The organism is Citrobacter sp. Cpo069 (assembly GCF_030332785.1).
Classification (GTDB): domain Bacteria; phylum Pseudomonadota; class Gammaproteobacteria; order Enterobacterales; family Enterobacteriaceae; genus Citrobacter; species Citrobacter portucalensis.
This window is the reverse complement of the sequence record NZ_JAOWHD010000062.1, coordinates 17,636-42,662: the sequence shown is the minus strand read 5'-3', so window position 1 is coordinate 42,662 and position 25,027 is coordinate 17,636. Positions and strand designations below refer to the sequence as shown.

Genomic DNA, 25,027 nt, shown 5'->3' with positions numbered 1-25,027 from the left:
ACTTGCCCGGTGGCGCGACGCTTACCGGGCTAAAGTAGGCCGGATAAGCAAAGCGCATCCGGCACTAAAGCTTAGCGGAAGCTCACCTCTTCACCCGCCTGCTGCGTTGCCGCTTGTTCCAACAGATCCCAGAACGTTTCGCCGCTTCGGTCGCAGATCCATTCGTCGCCTTTCAGGTCAAAGTGGTAGCCGCCCTGTTTGGTCGCCAGCCACACCTGGTGGAGCGGCTCCTGACGGTTAATGATAATTTTGCTGCCGTTTTCGAAGCTGATGGTCAGCACGCCGCCGTTGATCTCACAATCGATATCGCTGTCGCCATCCCAGTCATCCAGACGTTCTTCAATGGTCATCCACAGGGTGTCAGCAAGGCGATGAAATTCACTGTCGTTCATTTTCTTATCCTATTTTTCGTGATGCCCGCAGTATAACGTGGAATAAATCGCGATGCAGTTTTTAGCCAAACTCTTGCTTTTACGCCTTCTCCTGCGATGATAGAAAACAGAAAGCATGAACTTTACAGGCAATCCATAATGAAAAACGTGTTAAAGCCACTCGCTGTCATTTTTACTCTGTTCAGCCTTACGGGCTGTGGGCTAAAAGGCCCGCTCTATTTCCCGCCAGCTGATAAAACCGCGCCGCCTCCGACCAAGAGCGTTCAGCCGCAATCGCAATCCACCACGCCTGAGAAAAACGATCGTGGGATTAGTGATGGGCCTTCTCAGGTGAATTACTAACGGCAGGAATAGATTTTACATTTCTGTACCCGCGTGAACGGAGTGAATGATGCAATTCTCTAAAATGCATGGCCTTGGCAACGATTTTATGGTCGTCGACGCGGTAACGCAGAATGTCTTTTTCTCACCAGAGCTGATCCGCCGCCTGGCCGACAGACATCTCGGCGTTGGATTTGATCAGCTGCTGGTGGTTGAGCCTCCGTATGATCCGGAGCTGGATTTCCACTACCGTATTTTTAATGCCGACGGCAGTGAAGTGTCACAGTGTGGCAATGGCGCCCGCTGTTTTGCCCGTTTTGTTCGTCTGAAAGGGCTGACCAATAAACGTGATATTCGCGTCAGTACCGCGAATGGTCGTATGGTATTAACCGTCACCGACGACGAGCTGGTGCGGGTGAATATGGGCGAACCCAATTTTGAACCCTCGCAGGTTCCTTTTCGCGCTAACAAAGCAGAGAAGACCTATATTATGCGCGCGGCCGAACAGACAGTATTGTGCGGCGTGGTTTCAATGGGGAACCCGCACTGCGTGATTCAGGTTGATGATGTTGATACGGCCACGGTAGAAACACTGGGACCGGTTCTGGAAAGCCACGAACGCTTCCCTGAACGCGCCAACATCGGATTTATGCAGGTGGTAAAACGCGAGCATATCCGACTGCGCGTCTATGAGCGCGGCGCGGGTGAAACGCAGGCCTGCGGCAGCGGTGCGTGCGCTGCCGTTGCGGTCGGTATCCAGCAGGGTCTGCTGGCAGAAGAAGTGAGGGTGGAATTACCGGGCGGTCGACTTGATATCGCCTGGAAAGGTCCGGGTCATCCGCTGTATATGACTGGCCCGGCGGCACATGTCTACGACGGATTTATTCACTTATGAAGCAACCAGGGGAAGAACTACAGGAAACGCTCATGGAGCTGGACGACCGGGCGGTCGTCGATTACCTGCAACGTAATCCTGAGTTTTTTATCCGTAATGCCCAGGCCGTTGAAGCGATGCGAGTTCCGCACCCAGTGCGGGGCACGGTCTCTTTAGTGGAATGGCATATGGCGCGGGCACGTAATCATATTAACGTGCTGGAAGAGAACATGGCGTTGTTGATGGAACAAGCCAACGCCAATGAAAGCCTGTTCTATCGTCTGTTAAATCTGCAAGGGCGGCTGGTGTCGGCCAGCAGTCTTGACGACATGCTGATGCGATTTCATCGCTGGGCGCGTGAGTTAGGGCTGGCCGGAGCGACGGTTCGTCTGTTCCCGGATCGCTGGCGACTTAGCGCGCCATCAAAATTCACCCATCTGGCATTAAGCCGTCAGGCTTTTGAACCGCTGCGTATCCAGCGTCTGGGTCAGTCACAGCACTATCTTGGGCCGCTCAATGGTCCGGAATTGCTGGTCATGATGCCGGAGGCGAAAGCCATAGGCTCGGTGGCGATGTCGATGCTCGGGCAAGATGGCTCTCTGGGCGTGATGCTGTTTAGCAGCCGTGACGTTAATCATTACCAGCAGGGGCAAGGCACGCAATTGCTGCAGGAAATCTCGCTGATGTTGCCGGAGCTGCTGGAGCGCTGGATTGAACGCGTATGACCGATTCACCCCTTTCTCAGGATGTGGCGCGCTTTTTGCGCTATCTGGGCGTTGAGCGTCAGCTTAGCCCGATCACATTGCTTAATTATCAGCGTCAGCTTGATGCCATCATTGCGTTAGCCGGAGAGACCGGTCTGCAAAGCTGGCAACAATGTGATGCTGCGATGGTACGTAGTTTTGCTGTTCGCAGCCGTCGTAAAGGACTGGGGCCGGCGAGTCTGGCGCTGCGTCTCTCCGCGTTACGCAGTTTCTTCGACTGGCTGGTTAATCAGGGCGAGCTGAAAGCTAATCCGGCAAAAAGCGTTTCCGCGCCGAAAGCACCGCGTCATCTCCCTAAAAATATCGATGTCGACGATGTTAATCGTCTGCTGGATATCGATCTCAACGATCCCCTTGCCGTGCGCGATAGAGCAATGCTGGAAGTGATGTACGGCGCGGGTCTGCGTTTATCTGAGTTGGTTGGGCTGGATATTAAACATCTCGACCTCGACACCGGCGAAGTGTGGGTGATGGGTAAGGGCAGTAAAGAGCGTCGCCTGCCGATTGGCCGCAACGCGGTGGCGTGGATTGAGCACTGGCTGGATCTACGCGGGCTATTTGGTAGCGATGACGATGCGCTATTTCTGTCCAAACTGGGCAAACGCATCTCGGCGCGTAATGTGCAGAAACGCTTTGCTGAATGGGGTATCAAGCAGGGGCTGAACAGCCACGTACATCCCCACAAATTGCGTCACTCCTTTGCGACGCATATGCTGGAGTCGAGCGGCGATCTGCGCGGAGTGCAGGAGTTATTGGGTCATGCCAATCTCTCCACGACTCAAATCTATACCCATCTTGATTTTCAACACCTGGCTTCAGTGTACGATGCGGCGCATCCGCGCGCCAAACGGGGGAAATAATGCGTTTTTACCGGCCTTTGGGGCGCATTTCTGCGCTCACCTTTGACCTTGATGACACCCTTTACGATAACCGTCCTGTTATCACACGCACCGAGCAGGAAGCGCTCGCGTTTGTACAGAATTACCATCCGGCGTTGAATTCGCTGCAAAATAGCGACCTACAGCGCTTACGTCAGGCCGTTCGCGACGCCGAGCCGGAAATCTACCACGATGTTACCCAATGGCGTCACCGGGCCGTAGAACGCGCTATGCTGGAAGCTGGGTTGTCAGCGGCAGAAGCCAGAATGGGGGCGAATGCGGCGATGATGAATTTTGCCAAATGGCGTAGCCGCATTGAAGTCCCGCAGACGACGCATGACACGCTGAAGGCGCTGGCTCGCAAATGGCCGCTGGTGGCGATTACCAACGGTAATGCGCAGCCGGAACTGTTTGGCCTGGGCGATTATTTTGAGTTTGTGCTGCGCGCCGGTCCCGACGGGCGCTCAAAACCGTTCAGCGACATGTACGCGCTGGCGGCGGAAAAACTGAAAATGCCTGTGGGTGAGATTCTGCACGTGGGTGATGACCTGACGACGGACGTCGCGGGCGCCATCCGTTGTGGTATGCAGGCCTGCTGGATTAAACCGGAAAATGCCGACCTGATGCAAACCGCAGACAGTCGTTTGCTTCCGCATATCGAAATTTCACAGTTGGCATCTCTAACCTCGCTGATATAATCACCAGCAGAACTCTGTATATATACCCAGCTTTTTGGCGGATGGCGCTACGCTTATCCGCCTTACCTACTTTTACGCGGCGGTGCCAATGGACGTTTCTTACCTGCTCGACAGCCTTAATGATAAACAGCGTGAAGCGGTGGCCGCGCCACGCAGCAACATGCTGGTTCTGGCAGGCGCGGGGAGTGGTAAAACGCGCGTGCTGGTGCACCGTATCGCCTGGTTACTGACGGTTGAGAACAACTCGCCGTACTCCATTATGGCGGTGACCTTTACCAACAAAGCGGCGGCGGAAATGCGCCACCGTATCGGCCAGATAATGGGAACCAGCCAGGGCGGTATGTGGGTAGGTACATTCCACGGTCTGGCCCACCGTCTGCTGCGCGCGCACCATATGGATGCGAACCTGCCGCAGGATTTTCAGATCCTCGACAGCGAAGACCAACTGCGTTTGCTCAAGCGTCTGATCAAGGCGATGAACCTTGATGAGAAGCAGTGGCCGCCGCGTCAGGCGATGTGGTTCATCAACAGCCAGAAAGACGAAGGGCTGCGTCCGCATCATCTGCAAAGCTACGGCAACCCGGTTGAGCAAACCTGGCAGAAAGTGTATCAGGCTTACCAGGAAGCGTGTGACCGCGCGGGGCTGGTGGATTTCGCCGAGCTGCTGCTGCGCGCCCACGAGCTGTGGCTCAACAAACCGCATATCCTGCAGCACTACCGCGAACGTTTTACCAATATCCTGGTGGACGAATTTCAGGATACCAACAACATTCAGTACGCGTGGATCCGCCTGCTGGCGGGCGATACCGGCAAGGTAATGATCGTCGGTGATGACGATCAGTCAATCTACGGCTGGCGCGGAGCGCAGGTGGAGAACATCCAGCGCTTTCTCACGGATTTCCCCGGCGCAGAAACCATTCGTCTGGAGCAGAACTACCGTTCGACCAACAATATCCTCAGCGCGGCTAACGCCCTGATTGAAAACAATAATGGGCGTCTGGGTAAAAAGCTGTGGACCGATGGCGTCGACGGCGAACCGATCTCGCTGTACTGCGCGTTCAACGAACTCGATGAAGCGCGCTTTGTGGTCAATCGTATCAAGACCTGGCAGGACAACGGTGGTGCGCTGGAGCAATGCGCTATTCTTTATCGCAGCAACGCCCAGTCGCGCGTACTGGAAGAGGCGTTGTTACAGGCCAGCATGCCGTATCGGATTTATGGCGGGATGCGCTTCTTCGAACGCCAGGAAATCAAAGATGCGCTTTCCTACCTGCGTCTGATCGCCAACCGCAATGACGACGCCGCGTTTGAGCGCGTGGTGAATACGCCCACCCGCGGGATTGGCGATCGTACTTTGGATGTGGTGCGTCAGACCTCCCGTGACCGCCAGCTAACGTTGTGGCAGGCCTGTCGTGAGCTGTTGCAGGAAAAAGCCCTCGCGGGTCGCGCCGCCAGCGCCTTACAGCGCTTTATGGAGCTGATTGACGCACTGGCGCAGGAGACCGCCGATATGCCGCTGCACGTGCAGACTGACCGGGTGGTTAAAGACTCCGGCCTGCGCATGATGTACGAGCAGGAAAAAGGCGAGAAAGGCCAGACGCGTATCGAAAACTTAGACGAACTGGTGACGGCAACGCGCCAGTTCAGCTACAACGAAGAAGACGAAGACTTAATGCCGCTGCAGGCGTTCCTGTCTCACGCCGCGCTGGAAGCGGGCGAAGGGCAGGCGGATACCTGGCAGGACGCGGTACAACTGATGACGCTGCACTCGGCGAAAGGTCTGGAGTTCCCGCAGGTGTTTATCGTCGGGATGGAAGAAGGCATGTTCCCCAGCCAGATGTCGCTGGACGAAGGCGGTCGCCTCGAAGAAGAGCGCCGCCTGGCTTACGTAGGCGTGACCCGCGCAATGCAAAAGCTGACGCTGACCTACGCCGAAACGCGTCGTCTGTACGGCAAAGAGGTTTACCATCGTCCGTCGCGCTTTATCGGCGAACTGCCGGAAGCGTGCGTTGAAGAGGTTCGCCTGCGCGCCACTGTCAGCCGACCGGTGAGCCATCAGCGGATGGGTACGCCAATGGCGGAAAATGATACCGGCTATAAGCTCGGCCAGCGAGTGCGCCACGCTAAATTTGGCGAGGGCACTATCGTCAACCTGGAAGGAAGCGGCGAACACAGTCGTTTGCAGGTCGCGTTCCAGGGGCAGGGGATCAAATGGCTGGTTGCCGCCTACGCCAGACTGGAAACGGTATGATCGCCTGATGTCGCTGCGCTTATCAGGCCTACGCGGAACGTAATATTTTGATTTGTAGGCCGGATAAGGCGAAGCCGCCATCCGGCTATCTGTCGGTTAATATTCTGAAATCATAGATAAATAATTCCCCTCTGCTAACCTTTCTGTATAAGGGGAAATTATTACTTTTTCGCCATCCGTTGCGTGTTGACGTCAAAATTTTGCTGGCGTAACATGCGCGCACGATTACGCTAAGAGGACATTCGCCTTGGACACACCCAGTAGATACTGGCTCATTATCCTGTCATCCAGGATCAACTCCTAAGGCTATCCCTTTTTGCTGATAGCCTTCGCGGTTGTCAGCGACCTTCTGTTTTTTCCCGTCGCGCTGAGTCAGGCTGTTTAATGGTCTGAAACCCAATTTGTTTCTGTGTGCCCTCCGAACTGTCCGATAATTTTTTGCATTGGGAGTCCCGGTCATGCTGAGCGCATTTCAACTGGAAAACAATCGTTTAACTCGCCTTGAGGCAGACGAGATCGAGCACCTGGCCAGTTCGGTTTGGGTCGATTTAGTCGAGCCGGATGACGAAGAACGAAACCGTGTGCAAAAGGACTTGGGCCAGAATCTGGCTACGCGCCCTGAACTGGAAGACATCGAAGCATCCGCACGTTTTTTTGAAGACGAAGACGGTCTGCACATCCACTCCTTCTTCTTTTACGAAGACGCCGACGATCACGCGGGTAACTCAACCGTCGCATTTACCATTCGCGAAGGCCGCCTGTTTACTCTGCGCGAGCGCGAACTGCCGGCCTTCCGCCTGTACCGCATGCGTGCGCGTAACCAGGCGATGGTGGATGGTAACGCTTACGAGCTGTTGCTCGACCTGTTCGAAACCAAAATTGAACAGCTGGCGGATGAGATCGAAAACATCTACAGCGACCTGGAAAAACTCAGCCGTGTGATCATGGAAGGGCGTCAGGGCGATGAGTATGACGAAGCGCTGTCGACGTTGGCGGAACTGGAAGATATCGGCTGGAAAGTACGTTTGTGTCTGATGGATACCCAGCGCGCACTGAACTTCCTGGTACGTAAAGCGCGTTTGCCGGGCAGTCAGCTGGAGCAGGCGCGTGAGATCCTGCGCGATATCGAATCCCTGCTGCCTCATAATGAATCGCTGTTCCAGAAGGTTAACTTCCTGATGCAGGCGGCTATGGGCTTTATCAACATCGAGCAGAACCGCATCATCAAGATCTTCTCGGTGGTTTCTGTGGTATTCCTGCCGCCGACGCTGGTGGCTTCCAGCTACGGGATGAACTTTGAGTTTATGCCGGAATTGCACTGGAGCTTCGGTTACCCGGGCGCGATTGTCTTTATGATGCTCGCGGGGCTGGCGCCGTATCTGTACTTTAAGCGCAAGAACTGGCTGTAATCACTGTACTTTATCCGGCCTACGGCGATGTGCTTTTGTAGGCCGGATAAGCGAAGCGCCATCCGGCACTCCCCTAGCTCCGACGAACCCGTCGTTGCGTATAAATCGCATCCATCACGAAAATCGCCAGCGCCACCCAGATAAACGCAAACGTGACCATTTTATCCGTTCCCGGGACTTCACCGTAGAAGGTGACGGCCAGCAGGAACATCAGCGTAGGCCCGATATACTGGAAGAATCCCAGCGTGGACAGACGCAGGCGGGTTGCCGCGCCGGTAAAGCACAGCAGCGGAATGGTGGTCACGACACCCGCGGCAATCAGCAGCAGGTTGAGCGACATGGGGTTTTGCCCCATATGGCTGGTTGAGCTGTCCGCAATGCCAAACAGATAGATGGCGGCGACAGGTAAAAGCCACAGGGTTTCGATCAGCATGCCGGTTTGTGCTTCGACGGCAATCTTTTTGCGCACCAGCCCATAGAACGCAAAGCTGAACGCCAGTCCCAGCGCGATTATTGGCAGCGATCCGAAGGTCCACAGCTGTACCAGCACGCCGCAGGCGGCTAACAGTACTGCCAGCCACTGCATGCGACGAAAGCGCTCACCGAGGAATAGCATTCCCAGCACAATATTCACAAGTGGGTTAATAAAATAGCCGAGGCTGGCTTCCAGCATATGGTGATTATTGACCGCCCAAATGAACAGCAGCCAGTTTCCGCCGATGAGCACTGCAGAGAGCGCCAGCAGGAAGATCTTCTTTGGCGTTTGTAGCAGCGTTTTGACGCCTGACCACTGGCGGCTGATGCTCATCAGTACCACCATAAAGAAAAATGACCAGATGACGCGGTGCGTCAGGATCTCATCCGCCGGGACATAGTAAATCAGCTTGAAGTAGGCGGGAGCGATACCCCAAATAAAATAAGCAGCAAGAGCGAGTAGCACGCCCTGCCGCGATTGTTTAGCATCCATCGGGAAAACTCATTGCAGAAATGTAACAGCAGTTTACCTTTTTTTAGGCACTTACCCCACCATATAAGTGGCGGTTGCGCTGGCAATATAAAGCTGTTCTTCGTTATGCAATTCCACGCGCGCAACAGCGACTTTATTACCCGCCCGCAGCAGGCTACTGGTGGCGGTAAAGCGATTCCCTCTTCCGGGGCGCAGATAATCAACACGCAAATCGATTGTACCCATGCGTGACATCCGCTGACGTAGTTCGTCCTCGCTGATCGTTTCATGGCGGGTCAGCGTACTCCCAACGCATACCAGCCCGGCGGCGACGTCCAGCGCCGAGGCGATCACGCCGCCATGCAGAATGCTTTGCGCCCAGTTGCCGACCATCATCGGTTGGTTATTAAAGGCTAATTGAGCAAATTCTTTCTCATAGCGTTCGAGCTCCAGTCCCAGCGCCCGGTTAAACGGCATATGATAGACAAACATTTCACCCACTAACTTCAGCGCTTCCTCAGCAGTAAGTACGGCAGACATACGATCCCTACATCTCGGTGGTTAATGAAATGTTGATATTATGCTTATTATTTGTTGTTTTCTACTTTAGGACGGGATAACTAACGAGTAACTAGCTAAGTATGTAGAATACTTGCCAGATAATTATACAATTCATCAATATTTTGGTTCAGGAGAACATTACCGATGCGGGCGATTCTGGGATGGTTACTACCAGCAATTATGCTGCCGTTGACCGCGTATGCGCAGGAAGCGACAGTGAAAGAGATTCATGATGCACCGGCGGTTCGTGGCAGTATTATCGCCAATATGCTGCAGGAACATGACAACCCTTTCACGCTTTATCCTTATGACACCAACTATCTTATTTACACCAATACCAGCGACATGAACAAAGAGGCGATCAGCAGTTATAGCTGGTCCGAAAATGCGCGCAAAGATGAGGTTAAGTTTCAGTTAAGCCTGGCGTTTCCGCTCTGGCGCGGGATATTAGGCCCAAACTCGGTACTTGGCGGTTCCTATACCCAGAAGTCCTGGTGGCAGCTTTCGAACAGTGAAGAGTCTTCACCGTTTCGCGAAACCAACTACGAACCGCAATTATTCCTCGGTTTCGCTACCGACTATCGCTTTGCCGGTTGGACGCTTCGTGATGTCGAAATGGGTTATAACCATGACTCCAACGGCCGATCCGATCCCACGTCACGTAGCTGGAACCGTCTTTATACCCGTCTGATGGCTGAAAATGGTAACTGGCTGGTGGAAGTTAAGCCGTGGTACGTGATTGGTAGCACCGACGATAACCCTGATATCACTAAATACATGGGCTACTATCAGCTGAAAATGGGGTATCACCTGGGTGACGCGGTTATCAGCGTGAAAGGCCAGTACAACTGGAATACCGGCTACGGCGGCGCAGAGCTGGGGGCCAGTTATCCCATCACGAAGCATGTGCGTCTATACACTCAGGTCTACAGTGGTTACGGCGAATCGCTGATTGACTACAACTTCAATCAGACGCGTGTTGGTGTGGGCGTGATGCTCAACGATATCTTCTGATAAGTATTGAGAGTATTTTAATCATTGCAGTTTCTCTCTCAGGCGCTGAAAATAGCGCCTGTTTTTATTTCGGGCGAATGGGGTTAATGTGGCGCAGGCGGAAGTGTTGAATCTGGAAATGGGCGCTAAACAGGTTTTGCAGGAAACCTTTGGCTACCAACAGTTTCGCCCCGGTCAGGAAGAAATCATTGATACCGTGCTCTCTGGTCGCGACTGCCTGGTCGTTATGCCGACCGGCGGCGGTAAATCCCTGTGCTATCAAATTCCCGCATTATTGCTAAACGGACTCACTGTTGTTGTTTCCCCGCTGATTTCCCTGATGAAAGATCAGGTCGATCAACTGCTGGCCAACGGCGTGGCGGCGGCGTGCCTGAATTCTACTCAAAGTCGTGAACAACAGCTTGAGGTGATGGCGGGCTGTCGCAGCGGGCAGATTCGCTTACTGTATATTGCGCCCGAACGCCTGATGCTGGATAACTTCCTTGAGCATCTGGCGCACTGGAATCCGGTGCTGCTGGCGGTTGATGAAGCGCACTGTATTTCGCAGTGGGGGCATGATTTCCGCCCCGAGTACGCTGCGCTGGGCCAGCTGCGTCAGCGTTTCCCGACGCTACCGTTTGTGGCGCTGACCGCGACCGCGGATGAGACAACCAGGCTGGACATTGTGCGTCTGCTGGGACTCAACGATCCGTTAATTCAGATCAGCAGCTTTGACCGCCCGAACATTCGCTACATGCTGATGGAGAAGTTTAAGCCGCTCGATCAGCTGATGCGCTACGTGCAAGAGCAGCGCGGTAAGTCTGGCATTATCTATTGTAACAGTCGCGCCAAAGTCGAAGACACCGCCGCGCGTCTGCAAAGCCGTGGCATCAGCGCCGGGGCTTATCATGCCGGGCTGGAAAATGCCGTACGCGCCGAGGTGCAGGAGAAATTCCAGCGTGATGACCTGCAAATCGTAGTGGCGACCGTGGCGTTCGGTATGGGGATCAACAAACCTAACGTACGCTTCGTGGTGCATTTCGATATTCCGCGTAACATCGAATCCTATTACCAGGAAACCGGCCGCGCCGGGCGTGATGGCCTGCCGGCGGAAGCGATGCTGTTTTACGATCCGGCTGATATGGCATGGCTACGCCGTTGCCTCGAAGAGAAACCCGCCGGGCAACTGCTGGATATCGAGCGTCATAAGCTCAATGCGATGGGGGCGTTTGCCGAGGCGCAGACCTGTCGTCGTCTGGTGTTGCTGAACTATTTTGGCGAAGGGCGCCAGGAGCCGTGTGGCAACTGCGATATCTGTCTCGACCCGCCAAAACAGTACGACGGACTTATGGATGCGCGCAAAGCGCTGTCGACGATTTACCGTGTTAACCAACGCTTCGGCATGGGATACGTCGTGGAAGTGCTGCGCGGAGCGAATAACCAGCGTATTCGCGAACTGGCTCATGACAAACTGCCGGTCTATGGCATTGGTCGCGAGCAAAGCCACGAACACTGGGTGAGCGTTATTCGCCAGCTTATTCACCTGGGCCTGGTGACGCAGAATATTGCTCATCACTCCGCGTTACAGCTAACCGAAGCCGCGCGTCCGGTGTTGCGCGGTGACGTTGCGTTACAGCTTGCTGTACCGCGTATTGTGGCGCTGAAACCGCGTGCGATGCAGAAATCCTTCGGTGGTAACTACGACCGCAAACTGTTCGCCAAATTGCGTAAGCTGCGTAAAGCCATTGCCGACGAAGAGAACATTCCGCCGTACGTGGTGTTCAACGACGCCACGCTGATTGAAATGGCAGAGCAGATGCCGGTTTCACCGAGTGAAATGCTAAGCGTAAACGGTGTGGGGATGCGTAAACTGGAGCGTTTCGGTAAAGAGTTTATGGCGCTTATTCGCGCACACGTTGATGGTGACGACGAAGAGTAGTCAGCCGGGCAAAAAAGTGCCAGGATGGTGACTCACTGAACTATTCCCCCGCGAGTCATTTTTATGTTAACGCTATTTTTCACCGTTGCGTTGGTGCATATCGTTGCGCTGATGAGCCCCGGTCCCGATTTCTTTTTTGTTTCTCAAACTGCGGTTAGCCGTTCGCGCAAAGAAGCTATGATGGGCGTGCTGGGCATTACCTGCGGCGTCATGGTCTGGGCTGGCGTGGCACTGCTCGGCCTGCATCTGATTATCGAAAAAATGGCCTGGTTGCATACCATTATTATGGTCGGCGGGGGGCTGTATCTGTGCTGGATGGGTTATCAGATGCTGCGCGGCGCGTTTAAAAAACAGGATGTTGCAGCGCCCACTCCGCAGGTGGAGCTGGCGCAGAGCGGACGCAGCTTTTTGAAAGGTCTGCTGACCAACCTGGCGAACCCTAAAGCCATTATCTATTTTGGCTCCGTCTTCTCATTGTTCGTTGGCGACAACGTGGGAACGGGCGCGCGTTGGGGGATCTTTGCTCTGATTATCGTGGAAACACTGGCGTGGTTTACCGTGGTCGCCAGCCTGTTTGCGCTCCCGAAAATGCGTCGTGGCTATCAGCGTCTGGCGAAGTGGATTGATGGTTTTGCCGGTGCGCTGTTCGCAGGCTTCGGTATCCATCTGATTATTTCGCGCTAAGTTTGTTGCCCGCCTGGGAGTCCCAGGCGGTATGCGGCTTATTGCGCAAGCTTCTGTAGCTCATCCTTCGAAAGGCCGGTCATTTCCATAATCGCGTCGGTATCAAGACCTCGCTTGAGCATCGCTTTTGCTACATCAGTAAGGGCAATGCGCCTCCCTTCTTCACGGCCTATCTGCTTTAGTTGATCCGCCATTGTCATCAGTTTTTCTCCATGCTGCGGCACCCGCTGTGCCAGCTTATACAATAATGTCTGAACATCTTGTGTATTCCCTGCTTGCACCATGTAGTTTACCAGCACGGTTATTTGTTGTCCGCTCATCTTCTCCAGCATAAACAGGCGGGTAAGTTTATCCAGCAACTGCGCCATGTCGCGCTGGCGAATGTGTTTTTGTACTAATGTCAGCGCTGCCATACTGCGATGCTGCATGATCTCATCATCTGGAATAACCGTCACATCCACCAACGGAAATGGTGTGCTGTAAAGTTGAAGGGCGGTTCCAGAATCCTCAAAGTGATCCAGCCAGTTCATTGAGCCTTGCCATGGGCTTTGCTTGCCATGGTAAAAGAGCACTGGAATAACCAGCGGCAGAGTGTCGTTTCCAGCCTCAAGATGACGCTGCATCGCTGCGATAGCGTAGCGCATCAGGCGAAATGACATGTGCTTATCCGGTGAGCTTTGATGCTCAATGAGCACATGTACATAGCCATGTCCGCTGGTGGTTTCCAGTGAGTAGAGAATATCGCTGAAATAGGGGCGCAGATCGTCCTCCACAAAACTGCCTGATTCCAGACGGAGCGTTTCCAGTTTGCATATTTTGATTAACGAGGGAGGAAGATGAAGTTCGATAAAGTCCCGCGCGGTTTCCACGCGGGAGAGGAAGGTTTTAAATACTGCGTCATGTGGTGTTGTTACTTCCGCCATCGTTAATCATCCGTGAGTGGTGAATATGGCAGCATTCTGGCATTAGCAATCAACGTCTAACAGTACAGGATAAAAGGCTTTTCTCCCTTTGCGGCGAAGTACGAAAAGCCATGTTCAGAGGCTCTTACCGATAGCATTTCTTTGCGAGTGCCGTTCCATTTGCTAGGCATGCCTTGCCGATGCCAGCAGGGCGCCTATCAGCATAAATAGCGAACCAAACACTTTGTTGAGCGCCTTCATTTGCTTTGGCCCTTTAATCCAGCCAGCAATGCGCGTGGCCAACGTCGCGTAACCGATCATCACAATGATATCGACCACGATGGTCGTGACGCCAAGCACCACGTACTGCATCAACTGCGGTTCCTGCGGCAGGATGAACTGCGGGAACAGAGCGGCAAGGAAAACTATGCTCTTAGGATTGGTCAGATTAACAAAGACCGCGCGTTTGAACAGCCGGCTGCGCGATTGCGTATTCGCCATGGTATTCAGATCGATAGCACCCGCCGCCCGCCATTGTTGAATACCCAGCCAAATCAGATAGGCCGCTCCCGCCCACTTCAGCACCTCAAATGCGATCACCGAACGTGAAAATAGCGTTCCCAGTCCTACGCCAACCAGAACGATATGAATACCCAACCCGGTCTGCAAACCTGCAATCGACGCGCTGGCACCGCGATATCCGTGGCTGATGGCGGTGGTCATGGTATTGATTGCGCCAGAGCCTGGGGACAAGCTCAAAATAATAGAGGTCAGCAGGTAGGCGAACCACCATTCAAAGGTCATGAGAAACTCCCGGATTGTCTATTTTTATGCCACAATACGCTACTGCCGTTAGGTTGTGTCAGTGACGGCGAAAAAAACGATTTTACTTGGTCAGCGAGGCTGGATACCCGATGTTTCAGCAGCAAAAAGACTGGGAAACAAGAGAAAACGCGTTTGCTGCTTTTTCCATGGGGCCACTGACAGATTTCTGGCGTCAGCGGGAAGAAGCGGAATTTACGGGCGTGGATGATATTCCCGTACATTTTGTTCGTTTTCATGCAGAAAAAAACGATCGCGTCATCGTCGTCTGTCCTGGACGCATTGAAAGCTACGTGAAATACGCTGAACTGGCGTATGACCTGTTTCATTCTGGTTTTGACGTTCTCATTATCGATCACCGTGGCCAGGGGCGTTCCGGGCGTATGCTTTCGGATCCGCATCGCGGTCATGTCGATAACTTTAATGATTATGTCGACGATCTAACCGCCTTCTGGCAGCAGGAAGTGCTACCCGGCCCATGGAGAAAACGCTATATCCTGGCGCATTCAATGGGCGGGGCGATTGCGACGTTATTCCTGCAACGCCACCCGAATCAGTGTGATGCCATCGCGCTTTGCGCACCGATGTTTGGTATTGTGATGCGCTTTCCCGACTGGATGGTGCGCCATATACTGGACTGGGCCGAAGGGCATCCGCGGATCCGCGAAGGCTATGCGATGGGAACCGGGCGCTGGCGGGCGCTGCCGTTCGGTATGAATGCGTTAACCCATAGTCGACAGCGCTATCGGCGCAATCTACGCTTTTATGCTGATGAGCCGCGGTTGCGCGTTGGCGGTCCCACCTATCACTGGGTACGTGAAGGGATTCTGGCTGGCGAACAGGTTTTGGCTGGCGCCGGGGATGATGCGACGCCGACTCTGCTGATTCAGGCTGAAGAAGAGCGTGTGGTAGATAACCGCATGCACGATCGTTTTTGTGAACTCCGCGCTGCAGCGGGCCATCCTGTAGAAGGGGGGCAGCCGCTTGTCATCAAAGGCGCGTACCATGAGATCCTTTTTGAAAAGGACGCCATGCGCTCAGTCGCGCTTAACGCTATTGTCGAATTTTTCGACAAGCATAACTCATCCAGCGGAACCCGCTTTGCCTAGAGGTTGAATTTTCTTATGTATCAGGTTGTTGCGTCTGATTTAGACGGTACGCTGCTTTCTCCCGACCATACTCTGTCCCCTTATGCCAAAGAGACGCTGAAGTTATTGACCGCTCGCGGCGTTAACTTCGTGTTTGCGACTGGCCGTCATCATGTTGATGTGGGGCAAATTCGCGATAACCTCGGCATTAAAACCTACATGATCACGTCCAACGGCGCGCGCGTGCATGATTCTGACGGGAATCTGGTGTTTTCCCATAACCTGGATCGCGATATTGCCAGCGACCTGTTTGGCGTAGTGAATGCAAACCCGGACATCGTGACCAACGTATATCGTGATGATGAGTGGTTTATGAATCGCCATCGTCCGGACGAAATGCGTTTCTTCAAAGAAGCGGTGTTTAACTATTCACTGTTTGAACCTGCATTACTGGAGCCTGAGGGCGTCAGCAAAGTGTTCTTCACCACCGACTCTCACGAAAGGCTACTGCCGCTGGAGCAGGCGATTAACGCCCGCTGGGGCGATCGCGTCAACGTCAGCTTCTCTACGCTTACCTGTCTGGAAGTCATGGCTGGCGGCGTATCGAAAGGTCATGCGCTGGAAGCGGTAGCAAAAGCGATGGGCTACAGTCTGAAAGACTGCATCGCCTTTGGCGACGGGATGAACGATGCGGAAATGCTCTCCATGGCAGGTAAAGGCTGCATCATGGGCAACGCCCACCAGCGCCTGAAGGATCTGCACCCGGAACTGGAAGTCATTGGTCTTAATGCCGACGATGCCGTGCCACACTATCTGCGTGAACTGTTTTTGCAGTAACCTTCTGTTCGTTAGTTGACCAGTTGTCAACTAAAAACTTCGCTACAATGGGTGTACCTTTTGTTAAGAGACATCCATTGTGGCGTTACTCATCATTACCACAATTCTGTGGGCCTTTTCCTTTAGCCTGTTTGGCGAGTACCTTGCCGGTCATGTCGATAGCTATTTTGCGGTGCTGGTGCGCGTTGGGCTGGCGGCGCTGGTGTTCCTGCCGTTTCTACGTACTCGTGGGCACAGCGTAAAAACGATCGGGCTGTATATGCTGGTGGGTGCCATGCAGCTTGGCATTATGTACATGCTGAGTTTTCACGCCTATCTGTACCTGACGGTTTCAGAACTGCTGCTCTTTACCGTGCTGACGCCGCTCTACATTACGCTGATTTATGATCTGATGAGCGGACGTCGTCTGCGCTGGAGTTACGCCTTTAGTGCGTTACTGGCGGTGATTGGCGCGGGGATCATTCGTTACGATCAGGTGACCAGCCACTTCTGGACCGGTCTGCTGTTGGTGCAGTTGTCCAATATCAGCTTTGCCATTGGTATGGTGGGCTATAAACGTCTGATGGAGACGCGGCCAATGCCGCAGCACAACGCCTTTGCCTGGTTTTATATGGGCGCCTTTATGGTGGCTGTCGTGGCCTGGTTCATGCTGGGCAATGCGCAGAAAATGCCTGCAACCACGCTACAGTGGGGAATTCTGGTCTTTCTTGGCGTGGCGGCGTCCGGCATTGGTTACTTTATGTGGAACTACGGCGCGACCCAGGTGGATGCGGGCACGCTGGGCATCATGAACAATATGCATGTCCCTGCCGGACTGCTGGTTAACCTGGCTATCTGGCATCAACAACCTCACTGGCCAAGCTTCATCATTGGTGCGGCTGTGATAGTGGCTTCACTGTGGGTACATCGAAAGTGGGTCGTTCCGCACTCCGTACAAACGGCAGGTGATCGCAGGCGTGATTCCGCGCTGAGCGAATAAACGCTTCTGTGACCGGCTGTCGCTGCTCGCCATCACGCACGGCGGCGTACAGTCGGCTCCACAACCCATCACCCAGGGTTTTGGTCACTACCAGGCCCTGGCGTTCAAAACTCTCCACCACCCAGTGCGGTAATGCCGCGATACCCATTCTGGCTGCAACCATCTGAATCAGCAGCAAGGTGTTATCCACGCTTTTCAGCGACGGACTAACGCCTGCAGGCTGCAGAAAATGCCGCCATACATCCAGTCGACTCCGCTGTACCGGGTAAATCAGCAGTGTCTCGCTGGCCAAATCTTCCGGTGTGATTTGTGTTTTGCTGGCCAACGGATGGTCAGGCGCCAGTACCAGGCGGACTTCAAAATCAAACATCGGTGAGTAGTGCAATCCGCTGCGCGGCAGGATGTCGGAGGTTAACACCAGATCCAGCTCATCCTGCTGAAGCGCTGGTTGCGGATCGAACGTCACGCCGGATTTAAAGTCCATCTCCACCTGCGGCCAGTTGGCACGAAAATTCTCCAGCGCGGGCGTCAGCCATTGAATACAACTGTGACATTCAATCGCAATTCGCAGCCGGGTTTGCTGCGGTTCGTTGCAGGCCTGCAGCGCACGACCAATTTGCGGCAACACCTGATTGGCTAACTGCAGCAGGATTTCTCCCTGCGGCGTAAAGCGCAGAGGCTGGCTTTTACGGATAAAAAGTCGAAAGCCAAGGCGCTGCTCCAGATCGCTGAACTGGTGAGAAAGGGCGGATTGGGTCTGATGCAACGTCGCCGCTGCGGCTGCCAGAGAACCACTATTCCGCAACGCCTGGAGCGTTTTCAGGTGTTTAATCTCGATCATGAAAGTCCTTCACTTCGGCATGAACAAATTGCGCTTGAGGAATATACAGTAACCGCCAATTATGGATGTGTAAACATCTGGACGGCTAAAATCCTTCGTCTTTTAAATTTATGGTGCGTTGGCTTCGTTTCCCCACCCCAGTCACTTACTTCAGTAAGCTCCTGGGGATGAGTAAACTTGCCGCCTTCCCTAAATTCAAAATCCATAGGATTTACATATAATTAGAGGAAGAAAAATGACAATATTGAATCACACCCTCGGTTTCCCTCGCGTTGGCCTGCGTCGCGAGTTGAAGAAAGCGCAAGAAAGCTACTGGGCGGGAAATTCTTCCCGTGAAGATTTGCTGACCGTTGGCCGAGAGCTGCGTGCCCGCCACTGGGATCAGCAGAAGCAGGCGGGCGTTGACCTACTGCCGGTGGGTGATTTTGCCTGGTACGATCACGTGCTGACCACCAGCCTGCTGCTCGGCAACGTTCCGGCTCGCCATCAAAATAAAGACGGCTCGGTCGATATCGATACCTTATTCCGCATTGGCCGTGGCCGCGCACCAACGGGTGAACCCGCGGCGGCGGCAGAAATGACCAAATGGTTTAACACCAACTATCACTACATGGTGCCAGAGTTCACTAAAGGTCAGCAGTTCAAACTGACCTGGACCCAACTGCTGGATGAAGTAGACGAAGCGCTGGCGCTCGGCCACAAGGTGAAGCCTGTGCTGCTGGGGCCGGTAACCTACCTGTGGTTGGGTAAAGTGAAAGGGGAACAGTTTGACCGCCTGAGCCTGTTGAACGACATTCTGCCGGTTTACCAGCAGGTGCTGGGCGAGCTGGCGAAACGCGGTATTGAGTGGGTGCAAATTGATGAACCCGCGCTGGTACTGGAGCTGCCGCAAGCGTGGCTGGACGCCTTCAAACCTGCTTATGACGCGCTGACGGGTCAGGTGAAGCTGCTACTGACCACCTACTTCGAAGGCGTAACGCCAAACCTGGATACCATTACCGCGCTGCCGGTACAGGGGCTGCACGTTGACTTCGTGCACGGCAAAGATGATGTAGCCGAGCTGCACACGCGTCTGCCAGCCGACTGGCTGCTGTCAGCGGGGCTGGTGAACGGCCGCAACGTCTGGCGTGCCGATCTCAGCGAAAAATACGCACAAATCAAAGATATCGTCGGGAAACGTAACCTGTGGGTGGCTTCTTCCTGCTCCCTGCTGCATAGCCCAATCGATCTCAGTGTGGAAACCCGCCTTGATGCAGAAGTGAAGAGCTGGTTTGCCTTCGCCCTGCAAAAGTGCGGCGAGCTGGCGCTGCTGCGCGATGCGTTGAATAGCGGTGATACGGCAGCAATTGTCGAGTGGAGCGCACCTATTCAGGCTCGTCGTCACTCTACCCGCGTACACAACGCCGCAGTGGAAAAACGTCTGGCGGCAATCACCGCCCAGGACAGCCAGCGCGCTAACGCTTACCCGGTTCGTGCCGAGGCGCAACGTGCCCGCTTTAATCTGCCGGCATGGCCGACTACGACTATCGGTTCATTCCCGCAAACCACAGAAATTCGCGGCCTGCGCCTGGATTTCAAAAAGGGCAACCTGGATGCCGGTAACTATCGCACCGGAATTGCGGAACATATTAAACAGGCGATTGTTGAACAGGAACGTCTGGGTCTCGACGTGCTGGTACACGGTGAAGCCGAGCGTAATGACATGGTTGAATACTTTGGCGAGCATCTGGACGGTTTCGTCTTTACCCAGAACGGTTGGGTGCAGAGCTACGGCTCTCGCTGCGTGAAGCCGCCGGTGGTGATTGGCGACGTCAGCCGCCCGGAAGCGATCACCGTGGAGTGGGCGAAATATGCCCAGTCGCTGACCGACAAACCGGTAAAAGGCATGCTGACCGGTCCGGTGACCATTCTCTGCTGGTCATTCCCGCGTGAAGACGTGACGCGTGAAACCATCGCGAAGCAGATCGCGCTGGCGCTGCGTGATGAAGTGGCGGATCTGGAAGCGGCGGGTATCGGCATCATCCAGATTGATGAACCGGCACTGCGCGAAGGTTTACCACTACGTCGCAGCGACTGGGCGGCGTATCTGGAGTGGGGCGTGGAAGCCTTCCGCATTAACGCGGCGGTAGCGAAGGATGAAACCCAGATCCACACCCACATGTGTTATTGCGAGTTCAACGACATCATGGACTCCATTGCGGCGCTGGATGCGGACGTGATCACCATCGAAACCTCGCGCTCTGATATGGAGTTGCTGGAATCGTTTGAAGAGTTCGACTATCCGAACGAAATCGGGCCGGGCGTATACGATATTCACTCGCCGAACGTTCCGAGCGTGGAGTGGATTGAAGCCCTGTTGAAGAAAGCCGAGCAGCGCATTCCAGCAGAACGTCTGTGGGTGAACCCGGACTGCGGCCTGAAAACCCGCGGCTGGCCGGAAACCCGTGCCGCGCTGGCGAACATGGTCAAAGCGGCGCAGAATCTGCGTCAGGCGTAATTCGGTGCCCGGGAAGCGCTGGTGCTTACCCGGGTTACAGGAAATCGCAATAGTTGTAGGCCCGGTCAGGCGTCGCTGCCACCGGGCAATTAACGTTTATTTCTTCCCACCGTATTGCACGAACCACTCCAGCATTCTCTGCCAACCGTCTTTCGCGGACTCTTCGTGATAGCTCGGGCGATAATCGGCGTTGAACGCATGTCCGGCATCGGGATAGACCACGATTTCCGCTTTAGCATTGGCGGCGCGTAGCGCCTGGCGCATTGTTTCAACGGTATCTTGCGGAATGCTGGTGTCCTGGCCGCCATAAAGCCCCAAAACGGGGGCGTTAAGATCGGTTGCGATATCAACGGGATGTTTTGGCGAGTTGAGGGTTTTGTCACCCACCAGTTTGCCATACCACGCCACGGCCGCTTTTAACTGCGGATTATGTGCGGCATACAGCCAGGTGATGCGTCCACCCCAGCAAAATCCGGTGATCATCAACTGGTGCGCATCTCCTCCGTTGCGGGAGGCCCAGCTGGCGACGTGGTCCAGATCGGCCAGTACCTGAGAGTCAGGCACTTTGGCGACAAGGCCACTAAGCAGCGTAGGGATATCGGCAAAGTCATTGGGATCGCCTTCGCGAAAATAGAGTTCTGGTGCGATAGCCAGATACCCTTCCAGAGCCAGACGACGGCAAACGTCACGAATGTGCTCATGAATACCAAAAATCTCCTGCACGACAATGACTACGGGCAGCAGGCCATCAGTCTGTTTTGGTCGTGCGTGATACGCTGGCATATCATCGCCTTGTGAAGGTATGGACGTTACACCGGCGATAATTGCATTATCCGGGGTGTGAACCGTGGTAGACGTCGGTGGAGATACAGCAGGTGCAAAGCCAGATTGTCGTGTTGTCATGGTATTCTCCGTACCCTTAAATATTCAGCAAAAAAGCGCATTGTTAACTATAGACACATGCAACGAACCACATTGCCTTAAACGGTCTATCTTTTGTGCAGGGCTTACTTATATCGCATCATTTATGTGATAAAGATCACTATTTAATGGTAATAGAATGCAATTGATTTACATCATAGTGATGACTGTCACGAAAATATGTTTATGCCTTCGGTAAAGTGTGTTTTTGCTTCTTCTGACAAAACCGATTCACAGAGGAGTTTTTATGTCTAAGTCTGATGTTTTTCATCTCGGCCTCACTAAGAACGATTTACAAGGGGCTACGCTTGCTATCGTCCCTGGCGACCCGGAGCGTGTGGAAAAGATCGCCGCGCTGATGGATAAGCCGGTTAAGCTGGCATCTCATCGCGAGTTCACCACCTGGCGTGCTGAGCTGGATGGTAAAGCCGTGATCGTTTGCTCTACCGGTATCGGCGGCCCGTCCACCTCTATTGCCGTAGAAGAACTGGCACAGCTGGGCATTCGTACCTTCCTGCGTATCGGTACGACTGGCGCTATCCAGCCGCATATCAACGTGGGTGATGTACTGGTTACCACTGCATCTGTTCGTCTGGACGGTGCAAGCCTACACTTCGCACCAATGGAATTCCCGGCCGTTGCGGACTTCGAGTGCACCACCGCGCTGGTGGAAGCGGCGAAATCTATCGGCGCCACCACTCACGTGGGTGTTACTGCGTCTTCTGACACCTTCTACCCGGGCCAGGAGCGTTATGACACCTTCTCTGGTCGCGTCGTGAGCCGTTTCAAAGGCTCAATGGAAGAGTGGCAGTCTATGGGCGTCATGAACTACGAAATGGAATCTGCTACGCTGCTGACCATGTGCGCAAGCCAGGGTCTGCGTGCCGGTATGGTCGCAGGTGTTATCGTGAACCGTACTCAGCAAGAGATCCCTAATGCGGAAACGATGAAACAAACGGAAAGCCACGCGGTGAAAATCGTGGTAGAAGCCGCGCGTCGTTTACTGTAATTCTCCCTTCTATTCAAAAAGGCCGACGCGTTCGGCCTTTTTATTTTGCGTAGTGCCTCGCAGGAAATTCCTTTTAAACTGGACGTTTATACAGCACAATTCTATTTTGTGCGGGCAAGTCGTTGCTGTAAGGGGGCGTTGTGGATATTTCAATTATGATGAGTGCCGTGTTGGCGTTAGCCGCAGGGCTACTGGTAGGGTGGCTGGCGACAAAAGCACGCGCCGATCAAATCCGTGCCGACCTCATCGAAGAGCGACGTGAACTGGATATTGCGCTAAGCGCCGCTCGCCAGCAGCTCTCGCAGGAAGCTCACTGGCGTGATGAGTGCGAACTACTCAATAACGAATTACGCAGTCTGCACAGTATCAACACCTCTCTGGAAGCCGATCTCCGTGAAGTCACTACCCGGCTGGAAGCAACGCAACAGCATGCGGAAGATAAAATCCGCCAGATGATCAACAGCGAACAGCGTCTGAGCGAACAGTTTGAAAATCTGGCGAATCGTATTTTTGAGCACAGCAACCGCCGTGTTGATGAGCAAAATCGCCAAAGTCTGAACAGCCTGCTTGCGCCGCTTCGTGAACAACTGGACGGTTTTCGTCGCCAGGTTCAGGATAGCTTTGGTAAAGAGGCACAAGAACGCCATACCCTGGCACACGAAATTCGTAATCTCCAACAACTGAATGCGCAGATGGCGCAGGAAGCGGTAAACCTGACGCGGGCATTAAAAGGCGATAACAAAACGCAGGGTAATTGGGGAGAGGTCGTACTCACGCGGGTACTCGAAGCCTCTGGTCTGCGTGAGGGTTATGAATATGAAACCCAGGTCAGCATCGAAAACGACGCCCGTTCGCGAATGCAGCCTGATGTCATCGTTCGGCTACCGCAGGGTAAAGATGTGGTGATCGATGCGAAAATGACGCTGGTCGCCTATGAGCGCTATTTTAACGCAGAAGACGAATACACCCGCGAAAGTGCATTGCAGGAGCACATCGCCTCGGTGCGTAACCATATTCGACTGCTGGGGCGCAAAGATTATCAGCAGCTTCCTGGGCTGCGTACGCTTGACTACGTGCTGATGTTTATCCCCGTTGAGCCCGCTTTTTTGCTGGCGCTCGACAGACAGCCCGAACTGATTACCGAAGCGCTTAGAAATAACATTATGCTGGTGAGCCCTACCACGCTGTTGGTGGCATTGCGCACGATCGCCAACCTGTGGCGCTACGAGCATCAGAGTCGTAATGCGCAACAAATTGCCGATCGGGCCAGCAAACTTTATGACAAGATGCGGTTGTTTGTGGATGATATGTCGGCAATAGGTCAAAGCCTGGACAAGGCCCAGGACAACTACCGACAGGCGATGAAAAAACTCTCTTCCGGTCGTGGAAACGTCCTGTCGCAGGCAGAAGCTTTTCGTAATTTAGGCGTGGAAATTAAGCGCGAGATTAATCCTGAGCTGGCTGAACAAGCGACTACACAGGATGAGGAATACCGCTTGCGCTCGGTCCCTGAGACGCAACAAGATGCGCCTTACCCCGAGGATGAAGCGGTAAATCAGCAATCAAACTAGTCCATTTGGGGTAGTTGAACCCGGCAGAAGGGTAGGGCAAATTGGCCCAATCTGTTACACTTCTCGAACATTTTTTGGATGAGCAGGCACTGAGATGGTGGATAATTCACAAGAAACGACGCACTTTGGCTTTCAGACCGTCGCTAAAGAGCAGAAAGCTGACATGGTGGCCCACGTTTTTCATTCTGTGGCGTCTAAATATGACGTTATGAATGACTTAATGTCATTTGGCATTCATCGTTTGTGGAAGCGCTTCACCATTGATTGCAGTGGCGTGCGTCGCGGGCAAACCGTTCTCGATTTAGCAGGCGGTACCGGCGATCTGACGGCGAAATTCTCTCGCATGGTTGGTGAAACCGGCAAAGTTGTGCTGGCGGATATCAATGACTCAATGCTCAAAATGGGTCGCGAAAAGCTGCGTAATATTGGCGTGGTAGGTAACGTTGAGTACGTTCAGGCGAATGCGGAAGCATTACCTTTCCCTGACAACACGTTTGACTGCATCACCATCTCTTTCGGTCTGCGCAACGTAACGGATAAAGACAAAGCATTACGCTCCATGTACCGCGTATTGAAGCCAGGCGGACGTCTACTGGTGCTGGAATTCTCCAAACCCATCATCGAACCGTTGAGCAAAGCCTACGACGCATACTCTTTCCATGTTCTGCCGCGCATAGGTTCAATGGTAGCAAGCGATGCGGACAGCTACCGTTATTTGGCGGAGTCTATCCGTATGCATCCCGATCAGGACACCTTAAAAGCAATGATGCAAGATGCCGGGTTCGAAAGCGTTGATTACTACAACCTGACAGCAGGTGTCGTTGCGCTGCATCGTGGTTACAAGTTCTGA

General features: G+C 53.8%; 25 protein-coding genes. 18 read left to right on the top strand and 7 right to left on the bottom strand.

The window, feature by feature from the left end:
- Positions 1 to 71 precede the first annotated feature (71 nt).
- Positions 72 to 392, bottom strand: a complete 321-nt coding sequence (cyaY, locus tag OGY08_RS22015) for an iron donor protein CyaY (RefSeq protein WP_003828967.1) — start codon at positions 390 to 392, stop codon at positions 72 to 74.
- A gap of 138 nt (positions 393 to 530) precedes the next feature.
- Here cyaY and lptM point away from each other — a divergent pair, with 138 nt between their 5' ends.
- From lptM to corA, 8 genes are all read left to right on the top strand, one after another.
- The gene (lptM, locus tag OGY08_RS22010; protein WP_003017937.1) at positions 531 to 734 is read left to right on the top strand and encodes an LPS translocon maturation chaperone LptM; all 204 of its coding nucleotides are present in this window, start codon (positions 531 to 533) and stop codon (positions 732 to 734) included.
- A 49-nt stretch (positions 735 to 783) separates the two neighbouring features.
- Positions 784 to 1,608: a diaminopimelate epimerase gene (dapF, locus tag OGY08_RS22005; protein WP_003017933.1), complete on the top strand. Its 825-nt coding sequence runs from the start codon at positions 784 to 786 to the stop codon at positions 1,606 to 1,608.
- Positions 1,605 to 2,312 carry a DUF484 domain-containing protein gene (locus OGY08_RS22000; RefSeq protein WP_125363363.1) on the top strand — a complete coding sequence of 236 codons (708 nt, stop codon included), beginning with the start codon at positions 1,605 to 1,607 and terminating at the stop codon, positions 2,310 to 2,312. The genes dapF and OGY08_RS22000 overlap by 4 nt, the downstream gene beginning before the upstream one ends.
- Positions 2,309 to 3,211 (top strand): tyrosine recombinase XerC, encoded by a 903-nt coding sequence (gene xerC, locus OGY08_RS21995; protein ID WP_032945700.1) that lies wholly within the window; start codon positions 2,309 to 2,311, stop codon positions 3,209 to 3,211. Before OGY08_RS22000 ends, xerC begins: the two co-directional genes overlap by 4 nt.
- Positions 3,211 to 3,927 carry a 5-amino-6-(5-phospho-D-ribitylamino)uracil phosphatase YigB gene (gene yigB, locus OGY08_RS21990; protein WP_125363364.1) on the top strand — a complete coding sequence of 239 codons (717 nt, stop codon included), beginning with the start codon at positions 3,211 to 3,213 and terminating at the stop codon, positions 3,925 to 3,927. Before xerC ends, yigB begins: the two co-directional genes overlap by 1 nt.
- Before the next feature lie 88 nt (positions 3,928 to 4,015).
- Positions 4,016 to 6,178 (top strand): DNA helicase II, encoded by a 2,163-nt coding sequence (uvrD, locus tag OGY08_RS21985; protein WP_045449113.1) that lies wholly within the window; start codon positions 4,016 to 4,018, stop codon positions 6,176 to 6,178.
- A gap of 247 nt (positions 6,179 to 6,425) precedes the next feature.
- Entirely contained in the window at positions 6,426 to 6,482 is a 57-nt protein-coding gene (gene ysgD / locus OGY08_RS21980; RefSeq protein WP_212723238.1) for a YsgD/CorL family protein, read from the top strand.
- Positions 6,483 to 6,636: 154 nt separating this feature from the next.
- Positions 6,637 to 7,587: a magnesium/cobalt transporter CorA gene (gene corA, locus OGY08_RS21975; protein WP_003017920.1), complete on the top strand. Its 951-nt coding sequence runs from the start codon at positions 6,637 to 6,639 to the stop codon at positions 7,585 to 7,587.
- A 73-nt stretch (positions 7,588 to 7,660) separates the two neighbouring features.
- Here corA and rarD read toward each other — a convergent pair whose 3' ends face one another.
- Together rarD and yigI are read right to left on the bottom strand one after the other, a co-directional pair.
- Complete coding sequence (gene rarD, locus OGY08_RS21970) at positions 7,661 to 8,554, bottom strand: EamA family transporter RarD (protein WP_125363365.1); 894 nt, start codon at positions 8,552 to 8,554, stop codon at positions 7,661 to 7,663.
- Between the two features lie 51 nt (positions 8,555 to 8,605).
- Complete coding sequence (yigI, locus tag OGY08_RS21965; protein WP_003017917.1) at positions 8,606 to 9,073, bottom strand: acyl-CoA thioesterase YigI; 468 nt, start codon at positions 9,071 to 9,073, stop codon at positions 8,606 to 8,608.
- 165 nt (positions 9,074 to 9,238) lie between these two features.
- On the opposite strand from yigI, the gene pldA reads away from it, so the two are divergent.
- The 3 genes from pldA (at position 9,239) to rhtC (ending at position 12,710) form a co-directional block, all read left to right on the top strand.
- Complete coding sequence (gene pldA, locus OGY08_RS21960) at positions 9,239 to 10,108, top strand: phospholipase A (RefSeq protein WP_003828947.1); 870 nt, start codon at positions 9,239 to 9,241, stop codon at positions 10,106 to 10,108.
- A gap of 88 nt (positions 10,109 to 10,196) precedes the next feature.
- A complete protein-coding gene (gene recQ / locus OGY08_RS21955) occupies positions 10,197 to 12,026 on the top strand; it encodes an ATP-dependent DNA helicase RecQ (RefSeq protein WP_008787089.1) in 1,830 nt (609 codons plus the stop codon).
- A 63-nt stretch (positions 12,027 to 12,089) separates the two neighbouring features.
- Entirely contained in the window at positions 12,090 to 12,710 is a 621-nt protein-coding gene (rhtC, locus tag OGY08_RS21950; protein WP_003828942.1) for a threonine export protein RhtC, read from the top strand.
- Positions 12,711 to 12,748: 38 nt separating this feature from the next.
- On the opposite strand, the gene OGY08_RS21945 is transcribed toward rhtC, so the two are convergent.
- Positions 12,749 to 13,633, bottom strand: a complete 885-nt coding sequence (locus OGY08_RS21945; protein WP_008787090.1) for an Rpn family recombination-promoting nuclease/putative transposase — start codon at positions 13,631 to 13,633, stop codon at positions 12,749 to 12,751.
- A 162-nt stretch (positions 13,634 to 13,795) separates the two neighbouring features.
- A complete protein-coding gene (rhtB, locus tag OGY08_RS21940; protein ID WP_003828938.1) occupies positions 13,796 to 14,416 on the bottom strand; it encodes a homoserine/homoserine lactone efflux protein in 621 nt (206 codons plus the stop codon).
- A 110-nt stretch (positions 14,417 to 14,526) separates the two neighbouring features.
- Between rhtB and pldB the strand changes: the two genes are divergently transcribed.
- The 3 genes from pldB (at position 14,527) to OGY08_RS21925 (ending at position 17,338) form a co-directional block, all read left to right on the top strand.
- Positions 14,527 to 15,543 carry a lysophospholipase L2 gene (pldB, locus tag OGY08_RS21935; RefSeq protein ID WP_003017911.1) on the top strand — a complete coding sequence of 339 codons (1,017 nt, stop codon included), beginning with the start codon at positions 14,527 to 14,529 and terminating at the stop codon, positions 15,541 to 15,543.
- Between the two features lie 15 nt (positions 15,544 to 15,558).
- Positions 15,559 to 16,359: a sugar/pyridoxal phosphate phosphatase YigL gene (gene yigL / locus OGY08_RS21930; protein WP_008787091.1), complete on the top strand. Its 801-nt coding sequence runs from the start codon at positions 15,559 to 15,561 to the stop codon at positions 16,357 to 16,359.
- A gap of 79 nt (positions 16,360 to 16,438) precedes the next feature.
- Positions 16,439 to 17,338, top strand: coding sequence for a carboxylate/amino acid/amine transporter (locus OGY08_RS21925; RefSeq protein ID WP_003828930.1), 900 nt, complete (start codon positions 16,439 to 16,441; stop codon positions 17,336 to 17,338).
- On the opposite strand, the gene metR is transcribed toward OGY08_RS21925, so the two are convergent.
- Positions 17,226 to 18,179 carry an HTH-type transcriptional regulator MetR gene (gene metR, locus OGY08_RS21920; RefSeq protein WP_003017908.1) on the bottom strand — a complete coding sequence of 318 codons (954 nt, stop codon included), beginning with the start codon at positions 18,177 to 18,179 and terminating at the stop codon, positions 17,226 to 17,228. The genes OGY08_RS21925 and metR overlap by 113 nt on opposite strands.
- A gap of 235 nt (positions 18,180 to 18,414) precedes the next feature.
- Here metR and metE point away from each other — a divergent pair, with 235 nt between their 5' ends.
- On the top strand, positions 18,415 to 20,676 hold the full coding sequence (gene metE, locus OGY08_RS21915; protein WP_125363368.1) for a 5-methyltetrahydropteroyltriglutamate--homocysteine S-methyltransferase: 2,262 nt from the start codon (positions 18,415 to 18,417) through the stop codon (positions 20,674 to 20,676).
- A gap of 96 nt (positions 20,677 to 20,772) precedes the next feature.
- Here metE and OGY08_RS21910 read toward each other — a convergent pair whose 3' ends face one another.
- Complete coding sequence (locus tag OGY08_RS21910; RefSeq protein WP_003828924.1) at positions 20,773 to 21,579, bottom strand: dienelactone hydrolase family protein; 807 nt, start codon at positions 21,577 to 21,579, stop codon at positions 20,773 to 20,775.
- Between the two features lie 265 nt (positions 21,580 to 21,844).
- Between OGY08_RS21910 and udp the strand changes: the two genes are divergently transcribed.
- The 3 genes from udp (at position 21,845) to ubiE (ending at position 25,027) form a co-directional block, all read left to right on the top strand.
- Positions 21,845 to 22,606, top strand: a complete 762-nt coding sequence (gene udp / locus OGY08_RS21905; protein ID WP_003828923.1) for a uridine phosphorylase — start codon at positions 21,845 to 21,847, stop codon at positions 22,604 to 22,606.
- A gap of 140 nt (positions 22,607 to 22,746) precedes the next feature.
- A complete protein-coding gene (rmuC, locus tag OGY08_RS21900) occupies positions 22,747 to 24,177 on the top strand; it encodes a DNA recombination protein RmuC (RefSeq protein ID WP_125363369.1) in 1,431 nt (476 codons plus the stop codon).
- Between the two features lie 94 nt (positions 24,178 to 24,271).
- A complete protein-coding gene (gene ubiE, locus OGY08_RS21895; RefSeq protein ID WP_003017897.1) occupies positions 24,272 to 25,027 on the top strand; it encodes a bifunctional demethylmenaquinone methyltransferase/2-methoxy-6-polyprenyl-1,4-benzoquinol methylase UbiE in 756 nt (251 codons plus the stop codon).